The 11,466-nt window shown below is 70.5% G+C and carries 7 protein-coding genes; 3 read left to right on the forward strand and 4 right to left on the reverse strand.

Features of this window, described 5'->3' with window-relative positions:
• The first annotated feature begins 347 nt into the window (after positions 1–347).
• A complete protein-coding gene (locus Sspor_RS02780) occupies positions 348–4,493 on the forward strand; it encodes an nSTAND1 domain-containing NTPase (RefSeq protein WP_202197575.1) in 4,146 nt (1,381 codons plus the stop codon).
• A gap of 69 nt (positions 4,494–4,562) precedes the next feature.
• On the opposite strand, the gene Sspor_RS02785 is transcribed toward Sspor_RS02780, so the two are convergent.
• On the reverse strand, positions 4,563–5,222 hold the full coding sequence (locus tag Sspor_RS02785) for a DUF4304 domain-containing protein (RefSeq protein WP_202197576.1): 660 nt from the start codon (positions 5,220–5,222) through the stop codon (positions 4,563–4,565).
• A gap of 86 nt (positions 5,223–5,308) precedes the next feature.
• A complete protein-coding gene (locus Sspor_RS02790) occupies positions 5,309–5,731 on the reverse strand; it encodes a DUF6924 domain-containing protein (protein ID WP_202197577.1) in 423 nt (140 codons plus the stop codon).
• A 316-nt stretch (positions 5,732–6,047) separates the two neighbouring features.
• On the opposite strand from Sspor_RS02790, the gene Sspor_RS02795 reads away from it, so the two are divergent.
• Entirely contained in the window at positions 6,048–7,964 is a 1,917-nt protein-coding gene (locus Sspor_RS02795; RefSeq protein WP_202197578.1) for a hypothetical protein, read from the forward strand.
• A gap of 163 nt (positions 7,965–8,127) precedes the next feature.
• A complete protein-coding gene (locus Sspor_RS02800; RefSeq protein ID WP_202197579.1) occupies positions 8,128–8,730 on the forward strand; it encodes a peptidase inhibitor family I36 protein in 603 nt (200 codons plus the stop codon).
• A gap of 99 nt (positions 8,731–8,829) precedes the next feature.
• On the opposite strand, the gene Sspor_RS02805 is transcribed toward Sspor_RS02800, so the two are convergent.
• Together Sspor_RS02805 and Sspor_RS02810 are read right to left on the reverse strand one after the other, a co-directional pair.
• Positions 8,830–10,263, reverse strand: coding sequence for an MFS transporter (locus tag Sspor_RS02805; RefSeq protein WP_237403628.1), 1,434 nt, complete (start codon positions 10,261–10,263; stop codon positions 8,830–8,832).
• 326 nt (positions 10,264–10,589) lie between these two features.
• Positions 10,590–11,432, reverse strand: coding sequence for a hypothetical protein (locus Sspor_RS02810; protein ID WP_202197580.1), 843 nt, complete (start codon positions 11,430–11,432; stop codon positions 10,590–10,592).
• Positions 11,433–11,466 lie beyond the last annotated feature (34 nt).

Below are 11,466 nucleotides of genomic sequence, written 5' to 3' on the forward strand. Positions count from 1 at the left end.
CTACCGCACCTGGTGCCAGAACGAAGGCGGCCTCCTCCGCATCCGACGGCAGGACTTCGCCGAACGCCTCGGGCTCACCCGGTCCCCCGTCTCACGGCGCGTCGTCCGCCGGACCGGCGGAACCGCTCACGCATGCGGCCTACCCGAGGATGCGGCGGCGTCCGCTGTTGACGACGCTGGACGGGGTGCCTGCGCAGAACGGGACCCTGCACACACCGACTGTCGGCATCTGCGGGACGAAGGCAGCATCGCAGCACACAGAAGGAGGCCGCCTTGGCACCGGTGACCCGACTTCTGTGGGACGGCGGGGGCTGGATTCCGGCCAAGGAACCAGCAGGTGTGATCCGATGACCGGCACCGCGAAGACACCCGACGGGGCTACGGCGGGAAGCCTGCCCGCTTCCGTGGCACAGGTCCTCGGACCGGACGAAGAGGTCGCCGGGGCCGGCTTCCTGGTGGCCGACGGACTGCTTGTCACCTGCGCCCACGTCGTCGAGCTTGCCGGAGGGGGGCCCGGTACACCGGTACGGCTGCGCTTTCCCCACCTGGAGGATGCTCCCCGGGTGGACGGGCTGGTCCTGACAGAGATGTGGCGTGCCTCGGAGGACGAAGACGTGGCGGTCGTCCGCCTGAGCAGCACCCCTCCCAGTCTGAAGCCGTTGCCGCTGGGCTCTGCGGCCGGCTGCAGCGGCCACAAGGTGCGCTCGTACGGGTTCCCCGCGCAGGCCCCGCAGACGGGTCATCTCGGCTTCGGTGAAGCCGGGGATCTGCTGCCTCCCTCCCCCCAGCGGGGCATCCATCTGCAGTTGACCGGCGCCAACGATCTCACCACCGGCTTCAGCGGCGCGCCGGTCCTGGATGAGGAGACCGGTCTGGTTGTCGGCATGCTCGCAGAGATCACCGCCCCCGACGGCCTCCGACGGGGGCAAGGGGTCGCGTACGTCACTGCTACGCAGACGCTGCGGGAGATCGTGCCGGACCTCGCGGTGCAAGAGGTGTGCCCTTATCGGGAACTGCAGCCCTTCACCGCAGAACACGCCCGATGGTTCCAGGGCCGCAAAGACGCGGTGCGGCAGGTGGTTGCGAACCTGGCCGGTCAACGGCGGCTGACACTGCTGCTCGGACCCTCCGGTTCGGGCAAGTCGTCCTTGGTCCAGGCAGGCGTCCTGCAGGCGCTGGCCGCTGGTGAGCTGCCCGGCAGCGACCGCTGGCTGCCCGTCATCGCGAGGCCCCGGCAGAACCTGTTGGCGGAGATCGAGCGCGCCGGACTCCCCGGGGCGGTCACGCAGGGCATCGCCGCCGCTGCCGGCCGTCGGCTCTCGGCGGAGGACGGTTACGAGCGTGTTCTCCTGGTCATCGACCAGTTCGAAGAGCTGTTCACCCAGCCCGGCCACGGCCAACGGCAGGACGGCCTGGCCTCCTTGGAACAGATCACCGCGGCCGTCGGCTCCCCGGTCGGGCTGAGCGTGATCCTGATCATGCGGGACGACTTCTACCCACAGCTGGCGGCTCTGGCCCCCCAGCTTCTGGACACCGCGATGCCAGGTCTCCTGAATGTGCCGGGCACCCTGAGCCAGCAGGACCTGTCCGACATCATCACCCTGCCCGCCCAGGACGTGGGACTCCGTTTCCAGCCGGGTCTGGTGGAGCAGATCGTCACGGATGTGCTGGCCGTGACCCCGGACATGGCCCGCCAGGCCCCCGTCACGGTACTGCCCCTGCTGGAGCTGGCACTCAGCCAACTGTGGTCCCGGCGAGAGGACGGCTACCTCACGCACGAGGCCTACCGGCGCATCGGAGCGGTCAGCGGGAGCCTGACCACATGGTGCGACAACACCCTCAGCCGGCTGCCCTCCGAGCAACACCCGATCGCCCGGCGCATCCTGACCTCTTTGGTGCATCCGGAGGATCCCGGCCGCAACGTACCTGCCGTACGTGCCCAGCTTCCCCTTGACGAGCTGCGCGACCTGGCGGCCGACCCCGACGACACGGCCGACGGGCACGTCGACGACGTCATCGGCGTCCTGACCCTCCATCGCATCATCACCACGCAGATGCCGCGCCCTCGTGAAGGGCCTGATGCCCCTCCGGGCGAGCCGGTGGCCGAACTGGTCCACGACGCGCTCATCCGTGAGTGGGGCACGCTGCGCGAATGGGTCGCCCAGGATCGTCTCTTCCATGAATGGTTCAACCGGACCCGTGAGCGGCGAGCCCTCTGGGCGGCGACATCCGACCCGGGAGAGCTCCTGAGCGGAGCAGCGCTCGCCGCGGGGCTCGACTGGTCACGCGAATGGCGCCTGCCAGGCGACATCAGAGCCTTCCTCAACGCCAGCGAGCAGCGCCAGCAGGCCGCCATCCGACGCAGCAGGCGCCTCATCGCCATCCTCGCGTCCCTCCTCGTCCTCGCACTCCTCGCCGCGGCCGGCGTAGTTTGGCAGTGGCGAACAGCCGTCGACGAGCGGCAGGCAGCCCTGTCCCGACAGCTCGCCACCCAGTCCGGGACCCTCATCGACACGAACCCCGACCTCGCCTCGCTGCTCGCCATCCGCGCCTACCGCGCCCGTCACACCCCTGAAGCCCTCGCCAGCCTGGAAAACGCGGCAGCCCTGCCACTGAAGCAGCGCCTGCCGGGCCATACGGGTGAGGTCGCGTCCGTGGCATTCAGCCCCGACAAGCGCACTCTCGCCACCGCCGGCCAAGACACGATGGTCCGGCTGTGGAACGTGTCCACCGGGAAACTCCGTGCCACACTGCCCGGCCACAGTGACAAGGTCTCGTCGGTTGCCTTCAGCCCCGACGGACGCACCCTCGCCACCGGCAGCATCGACAAGACGGTGCGGCTCTGGGACGTGGACGCAGAGGAATCCCGCGCCACCCTCACCGGTCACACCCAGGGCGTGACGTCGGTTGCCTTCAGCCCCGACGGCAGCGCCCTCGCCACCGGCAGCAACGACGCCACCGTGCGGTTCTGGGACGTGATCAAGGAAGTAGGTGTCTCCACCCTCCCCGTCAGCGACGGTTACACCGTGATGTCGGTGGCTTTCAGCCCCGACGGAAGCGCTTTCGCCGCCGCCAGCGCCGACTCGACGGTGCATGTGTGGGACGTGCAGTCGGGAGAAGAGCGCGCCCCGCTCATCGGCCACACCGGTCCCGTGTTCTCGGTGGCCTTCAGCCCCGACGGCAAAACCCTCGCCACCGCCAGCCATGACTACACAGTGAAGCTGTGGGACCTGACCACCGCGAAGCCCCGTGTGCCACTGCCCGACCAACTCCTCCGTGTGTTCTCGGTGGCCTTCAGCCCCGACGGCAGCACGCTCGCCACGGCGGGCGAGGACAAGACGGCCCGGTTGTGGGACGCGAACACGGGAAAGGCCCGTGCCGTTCTCAGCGGTCACACCGAGCCCGTGACGTCGGTGGCGTTCAGCCCCGACGGGAGCGGCCTCGCCACCGGCAGCGTGGACGCGACGGTGCGGTTGTGGGACCTCACCAGCGGAGCTGCCCGCGCTCCCCTCAGCGGTCACAGTGATCCGATCATGTCCGTGGCGTTCAGTCCCAATGGGGACACGCTCGCCACCGGCGGCGCGGACAAGACCGTACGGCTGTGGGACGTGGACACCGGGAAACCCCGGGCCCCGCTGACCGGCCACACCGACCAGGTGACATCTGTGGCGTTCAGCCGCGACAAGCGCACCCTCGCCAGCGGAAGCATCGACAACACGGCACGGCTGTGGGACCTGACCACCGGAAAAATGCGGGCGAAACTCACCGGTCACCCCAACACAGTTCTGTCCGTGGCGTTCAGCCCTGACGGGAACACCCTCGCCACCGCCGGCGGCGACATGAAAGTGCGACTGTGGGACGCAGCCACCGGAAAGCTCCGCGCCACTCTGCCGGATGCCACCGGCGGTTTGTGGTCCGTGGTGTTCAGTCCCGACGGCCGAACCATCGCCGCCGCCGCCGATGACAAGACGGTCTGGCTGTGGGACGTCGCTGCCCGAACAGCCCGGGCTCCCCTGACCGGCCATACGGACAGGGTGACATCCGTGGCGTTCAGCCCCGACGGGAACACCCTCGCCACCGGCAGCTCCGACAAGACCGTACGCCTGTGGAACGTCGCCACCGGCAAGGCAAGGGCTCCCCTGACGGGTCACACCGCCAAGGTCGATTCCGTGGCCTTCAGCCGCGACGGGCGCACCGTCGCCTCTGGCAGCAACGACTTCACGGTTCGGCTGTGGGACGTACGTACCGGAAAGACCCGCGCCACCCTCACCGGCCACACCAATGCGGTGACGTCTCTGACGTTCAGCCCCGACGGGCATACCCTCGCCAGTGGCAGCGGGGACACCACCGCGCGGCTGTGGAACGCGGCGCTTCCCGATCCCGATGCAGCGATCCGGAAGATCTGCCAGGCCGTCCGTCGCGATCTGGCCGCAGACGAACGGGCGTCCTACCTGTCCGGAGAATCCGACGGGCATGCCTGCCCATCAGGCTGACACGTCTCGGGAAAGCGGAGACTCGATGGGTGACCTGCGCACTTTCTGCGAAGTCTGCGCAGGAGCCGCTCATGAGCGCGTGGCCGCTGGTTGTACAGCATTTCTTGCTGTCAGCCGTTGGCGCGTCCAGGTGATGAAGTCGTCGTGCGGGCTGGCCAACTGCACGTCGGCCAGGAGAGATTCGATCTCCTCATACGGAGCGTCATCAACTCGAAGGAGGATCTCCACTCTCGTGAGCGGCACGAGTCGCACGACCGGCAGGGCCGGGTGGCGGCACTCCTGCAGGAGATTGCCGCGATCGAGAAGATGGACGATCTGCGGGACGGCTTCCTCATGCAGGACCGTCGCCAGGGCCTCGCCGCAGGCGAGGCGGTTGTCCTCACGCAGGGCCCAGCGCTCACGAAACGACATCGCGGGGTCCGGAGCATGCGCTGCTTGAGTCGGCGGGATCACGCTGCCGACGAGCACTGCGGGGCCGAAGGCGATGGGGGCTCGTGCGCTGCCGATGGCCGAGTGCCGGTCAATCCACTCCCAGTACGGCGCCGGCACGATGCGGTAGCCGACCTCGAAGACGGCCGCATCAGGGTCTATGTTGTGACGGGCGAACCCAAGAACGGCTTGGTCACCGTTACTCGCGGTCAGGCGGAAGGTGCGGCCGGACTTCTTGAAGCCAGCCGCTTTCATCACTGGGGCCACATGCTGCTTGACCAACAGGTCCAGCGGTGTCATCGATGCCTTCCTTGTTCTGCGTCCACGTCCCTCGAACTTCACCGACGTCGAGGTGAGTGAAGCGTGAGCAGAGCAACGAGAAGACGTCAGCCCTCGTCAAAGCCGCGGAAGGTCCCTGATCCGTCAGCGGCGTCGGCGAAGTCCGCAAAGTCCATGTTGGCGATGCTGAGGTTGGCTGAGATGTCAGGAAACCATCGAGCGGTGACCCTGAACGTCCGCCCGGGCTCGTCCGAGAGGTCCACGGCCAGCAGTGGGTGAGCGGGATCGTTCATCGTGACCGCGTCCGCGAGAAACATGTAGACGATCTGGTCGTCTTCATCCGCTGCATCCTCTTCGGCCAACAAGGTCTGGACCCCCACACCCGCGAAGCGAAGCTGGCTCACATACGTGGCATGGCGGTACTCGCCGGCCGCGTCGAGTGCGGCTTTGACCGCATCCCAGGCTCCCTCGTCACCGAAGTCGGTGCGCAGGACCAGTGAGGTCAGATCATCGGGCTGAGGCAGAGGCATCTCGTGATCCTTTCACCTGCCACTGACAATCGACCGCCCGGAATTCACGGGACGTGTGCGGGGCTGGGGCCTGATCCCGTGCACTGGGTTTCCGCGGTGTCCGCGCGGCACGGCGAGCGGCGGACGCGGGAGGGGGATCCGGACAAGGGCGTCGCCTTGTGATGGACATGGTCAATCTCACCCGGTTGCCTGTGCCCGCCGAGAGCATGGGGGGCGAACGGACATGGCGAAGACAGGGCGTCCACAAGGGGCTCCAAGGGGTCGCTCGCAGGCGGCCAACGAGTTGGCCGGGCTGCTGCGGGACGTGACACGGGGCATGACGGTGAGGGAACTCGCCCAGCGCTTCGGGGGCGGCAAGACGGCCTGGAGCGAATACCGGTCCGGCGCCCAGGTGATCCCGCTGGGGCGCCTCGGCATCGTGGTCGGGGACCGCGTCCGTGATCCCCGCCTCAGGCGGGAGCTCCTGGCCCGGGCCCGGCAGCTGCACGGTCAGGCGCTCACGGCGCAGGCGGCGGCCACGGTGCCGCCCGGGCTTGAGGACGCGCTTCGCCGGGCACAGGACGACCTCGCCGCATCGGGGCAACTCGTAGAGGGGCTGCTGGTGCTGATGACGATGCTCCAGGAACAAGCCAAAGTCGCCCCGCCGGACCCGCCTGACCCGCCGGAGGACGACGGTGCGGAGCCCCCCGCCCGTACGGACTCCGCTGCTGCGGCCTCCGTGCCCCTGCGGCTCCGGCCGGACCAGGCGCTCGACCAGCTGATCGCTGCCCGGGAGGCCGAAGAAGCCGTACGGCAGGCGGTCGCCGAGGCCCGCTCCCACGGCGATGCCGCCCGTCGGGGCCTCCGGCTCCCGGCCCTCGCGGCTCCGGACCAGCCGCCGCGGGCCGACGGCGGGGGCGACGCCCTGCCCGCGGCCACGGCGGACCGGGCCCTGTCCGTCGAACTGGCCCGGCTGCACAGCCTCGTGGAGCAGCAGTGCGAGGACGCGCACTGGCTCTGGGAGCGCACGCGGGCCGGCCGGGAGCACTCCGGTACCGTCCAGGGGGTCGTTCTCGAACGGCTCGACAGGCTTCCCGCGGTCCCGGCCCGGGCCCCGCTCCCCGGTCCGCCGCCGCGCCCGCGGACCGGCCGGTCCCTGCTCGCGGCCCTGGCGGCCTGCACCGTCCTCGCCGTCATCGCGGCGGCAGCCCTCGCCGGGGTCCTCGTCGGACGGCAGCGCACCGTGGCCGCAAACGGCGCGACGCAGGCGCGGCCCCACTCCCGCCCCTTGGCCCCGCGCGCCGCCCCGGCCCCGTCCGCGTCCCCCACGCCGTCCCCGTCCCCGTCCCCGACAACGACCGGCACTGCCTCGCCCGTACCGTCGGGCCCGCCTTTACCGGCGCCACAGCCTTCGCCCTCCACCGCGGGCCCCACCCCGGGTCCCACCGCACCTCCGTCCCCGCCCCCGCAGCAGTCCCCGGGCAGCGCCTACGCCGTCTCGCCGGACCACCGCAGCGTCCTGCGGTGGACCGCCCGCGACAGCGCCTGGAAGGTGATCGGCCCCGCGGCCGACCAGGTCTACGCCGGGCCCGCCGGGGTCTTCACCACCAGCCCCGGTGACGGCCGCATCTTCAAGCACGACGAGGCTTCCAGCTCCTGGTCCCAGATCGGAGCCCCCGGCGAGCAGTTCGTCGTGGCGGGCGAGGGCCTCTACGCGATCACCGAGCAGCGGAACGCGGTGATGCGGTGGACCGGCCTGGGAGCGGAGTGGATCCCCATCGGCGGCGCGGCCACCCGGCTGTACGCGGGCGGCGCCGGGCTCTTCGCCACCAACCCGGAGACGGGCGGCCTGTTCCGCTACGCCGGGTACGGCTACACATGGCTGGAGGCAGGCGGACCCGGCGCCGACTTCGCCGTCGGCCCCGATTACGTCGCCCGGATCTCCCCCGACGGCAAGGAGATCTGGCAGGCCAACGCCAAGGGCAGCAACTGGCGCCCGATCGGCGGTCCGGCCCGGAACCTGTACGCGGGCAGCGCCGGCCTCTTCGCCGTCGACGCCGCCACCGGGCAGATCCTCAAATACGACGGGGCGCCGGGTGCGTGGAGCCCCATCGGTACCGCGGGCGTCAGCCTCGCCGTGGGCTCCTCGGTCTACCGCGTAGACAGCCGGCTTGAGGTCTCCCGCTGGACGGGAAGCGGTACGCAATGGACATCGCTGGGCCTCTCGGCCGGCTCCATCGCCGCGTCAGGCTGAGCGCGTTGTCCGGCGGACAACCGCGTTGTCCGCCGACCGCACCGCATGCGAACTGCGTGAACGCCATCGGGCCCGGGCGGCCAAACCCCGCCCGGCGTGAGTCTTCGTGGCGAGAGCGGTGCCGTCGGGGCGCCGCCTCGCCCCGACGACGATGGGAGACTTCGTGTCCTCGTTCCACACACGCCTGACGGCGGTGGGTATGGCGCTCCTCGGCGCAGTGGCCCTCGCGGGCCCGGCCGACGCGAGCATCCGTTCCGCAGCTCCCGCCTCCGCCTCCGCCACGAGCGACCGCGCACACGCCGACTTCTCGGCACAGGCCCGGGCCGCGGGTCTGGACGACAGCCGGGCGGCGGAACTCCAGCGCCGGATCGACACCGAACTGGCCACCGCCGGCGGCCGGCAAGTGGCCGCAAACAAGATCGATCTCGACGGCAAGGGCGTCCTGGTCCTGCCCCTCCCCGGCGAGAAGCGTGCCCGGGACCTGAACGCCCAGGATGCCGCGGGGGCGTTCGCCGATCCCTGCAAGCGGGGCTGGGTGTGCCTGTACCCCCAGCCCAACTACGAAGGCAGGATGTGGGGGCTGTACGACTGCTACAAGGTCTCCATCGGGTACACCGGCACCGGATCCTGGTACAACAACCAGCCCTCCAACTATCACGTGAAGTTCTACGGCCACGACGGCAACCTCGGCTGGACCTCCCCCGGCGGCCCCGTCGGTGACCCGAACGCGCCCTGGGACTGGGTCGGCTACGTAAAGCCCTGCTGACGGCGAGTGCACGCGTACGCGTGCGCGCCTGAGGCGTAGAGCGCCACCCGGCTCGGTGGGGACCCGCCCGATCCCTCCCCACCGAGACCGCGGGGCCCATCAGAGAAGGCCATGTGCTCGGTACGGTAACCGGGCCGCCGGGTGGTCCAGCGGCCCTCGCCTGCGGCGACGCCGATTCCCCCGAGCGTGACCGGCCAGGGCGCGCAGCGCCCTTTCACAGCCGGTCGACGCCGAGAGCAGCGAGCGCGTCCCCACTGCTCGCCATCGAGTCGGTGGCGGCGTTCGGCGAGGATGTCCTTCTTGTCGGGTACGCCGGTGGCGGCCGAGGCGTCGGCCCGGGCCGAGCTTGCGGCGGGCGAGGACGAGGATCGTCAGCGCGGTGGCGGCGCCGCCGGTGGGGAGCGCCGCGAGCACATCGGGGTGGGCGGCGAGGGTTGCGGCGAACGCGGTTCCGGCCGCCTGCCCGGTGCCGACCGACAGGATCAGCCAGGAGTACCCCTCGGTGGTACGGGAGACGGAGGCGAGCGCGTCCACGGTGTGGAAGCCGTTGGTGATGATCAGGGTGAAGAACAGCCCCGGGATTGCCGCGAGGGCGAGGGCTGTGCGGGGATCGGGCTGGGCCAGCAGGGGCGACCAGCCGAGGAGGAACAGGGCGCTGGTGGTGATGAGCTGGGATTTGGTTGTGCCGGGCCAGGCCCGGCGGGCGTAGATCAGGCTTCCCAGGAAGCTGCCGGTGGAGAACACGGCAGGCAGCAGTCCGCAGAGCATGGCCTGCCCGTGGGTGGCGGCCATGCCTGCGGCCCACACGTTCATCGCTCCGAACGCGAACCCCGTTCCCGCCATCGCGGTGAGCAGCAGGACCAGGCCGACGCTCATCAGCCGTCCTCTTTCCGTCACGCCGGAGGCAGGGCGCCAGGCCTGCGATGGTGCGGCGGTCAGGACGACCGCCGTGCCCACCAGCCCGAGGGCGGCGGTCGCGGCCAGGGCGGTGTCGGGCCCGTGCGTGGTTGCCAGCCACGAGGCGAGCAGGGGGCCGGCGATGTAAAGGAGTCCCTGCGAGCCGGTGTCGAGGGCTTGGACGACTCGGCGCCGCCCGAAGTCGGGCAGGACTGTCGGCCAAAGTGCCCGAAGCCCTGCCTCAAGCGGAGGTGTGACCAGACCCGCGAGCCCGACCACCCCGGTCACCGCCGCGGGGTGCCCGCACGCCCGGATCAAGGGGAGCGCTGCCAGGCAGCCGGCGTTGAGCAGCACCGCGGGTGTCGACACCCGGGTTTGACCGTAACGGTCCATCAGCCTGCCTTTGACCGGCTGGGACAGCGCGGAAGCCAGTCCGTAGAGAGCGGCGAGCGTTCCGGCGAAGGCCAGGGTCCCCCCGCCGCCGGTGATCCACAGGACGAGCCCCACCGGAACCATGGAGTTGGGCAGGCGCCCGATCAGAGTGCCGCCGAGCAGGCGGACAACGTGTCGGCTGCCCAGTACGACGCCGTATGTGGCGAGCGGCCGGGCCGTGGTCGGGGGTTCTGCCAGGGTCAACAGAGCAGGGCTTTCCATCAGAGGGAGTGCGGGGGCGGGGCAGGCCCGGGCGTTCAGCGTGGTTGCCCGTATGGCGCAGGTACCGCGGACCCCCGGAGCGGGGAGCGTAGCCCGGAGCCGACCGGCCATCGCGGAACTTGTGATCTTCCGACAAGACCGCGGGAACGGCACCCTGCCGCGGCCGGGAAAGCGATGTCGGCGCGGGCCGAGTCACTGCCAGCCCGGTACCGGATCTACGCGCTCGCCCGCGACCTGTCGACGCCGTCGTGCGACGGCGCGGTGCGGGGAGGCAGGATCCGCAGTAGGCGCACGACCGGACGGGCCGCCTACGGGCGTTCGAAGAGCTGGAGCACTCCGCCGACCGAGAAGCACAGCGCACCTGTCAGGGTCGCCCAGTTGGCGATGCCGACGTTGACCAGGCTTCCGGTGGCGGGGCGGGTGTAGGCGGCCAGAGCCGACACCATGAACAGGATCGAGCCGAGCTGGTTCACGGCCACGACCCACCATCCGAGGCTGCGGGAGCGGACGCACGGCCAGGGCCGATGGCAGATCTCGGCGAACCCGAGGTGCCCCGACACGAGGAACAGCACGCACCCGATCACGTCAGGGGTCCAGATCAGCCGGTTCACCTGCCGGACGGTGAGGCCCTCCAGGAAGGAGTCCAGCAGGTTGACGCCGAACACTAGCGTCCCCGTGAACAGGACGAACATGCTCAGCCAGTCCACCCTCATCGGCTCGTATCCCCACCAGCGCCAGCCGGCCGTGACCAGGGAGCCGCCGTCCGGGGTGTGACGGGGCGCGTTCAGCACCTGCAGGATGGAGACGTAGCCCCCGGTGCTGAAGAACACTCCCCCGACGAGGTACACCCACGCGCTGACGAGCGGATCACCCGAACCGAACTGCGAGACCGCGGCGCCGACGGCGAACAGCGCTCCTCCGATGACGAACGCACCGGATGCGACGGCGTTGAGCCTGCGCAGACGGCGCAGCGCCGCGGGATCGGCGGTCGAGACCCGGTCGGCGGTGTCCCCCGGGCTCCGGACCGACAGCGTGCCGCGCTTTCTCGCCGGCCGCGAGTCCCAGACCACCGTCTCCCCTTCGGGGCGGCGCCAGGTGCGCCGGGTGACGAACGGTCCCGCGCCTTCGACCTGCTCCAGAGGCTCTCCCACGACCTGACACTAGTACCGAGGGTGACACCCGGCC

It is taken from the genome of Streptomyces spororaveus, assembly GCF_016755875.1.
In the GTDB taxonomy this organism is placed as follows: Bacteria; Actinomycetota; Actinomycetes; order Streptomycetales; family Streptomycetaceae; genus Streptomyces; species Streptomyces spororaveus.

Bases quoted from the DNA above. Each gene is read 5' to 3' on its own strand.
- Sspor_RS02780 (WP_202197575.1), top strand. From the start codon at position 348: ATGACCGGCACCGCGAAGACACCCGACGGGGCTACGGCGGGAAGCCTG.
- Sspor_RS02785 (WP_202197576.1), bottom strand. From the start codon at position 5,222: ATGACACCGCTGGACCTGTTGGTCAAGCAGCATGTGGCCCCAGTGATG.
- Sspor_RS02790 (WP_202197577.1), bottom strand. From the start codon at position 5,731: ATGCCTCTGCCTCAGCCCGATGATCTGACCTCACTGGTCCTGCGCACC.
- Sspor_RS02795 (WP_202197578.1), top strand. From the start codon at position 6,048: ATGACGGTGAGGGAACTCGCCCAGCGCTTCGGGGGCGGCAAGACGGCC.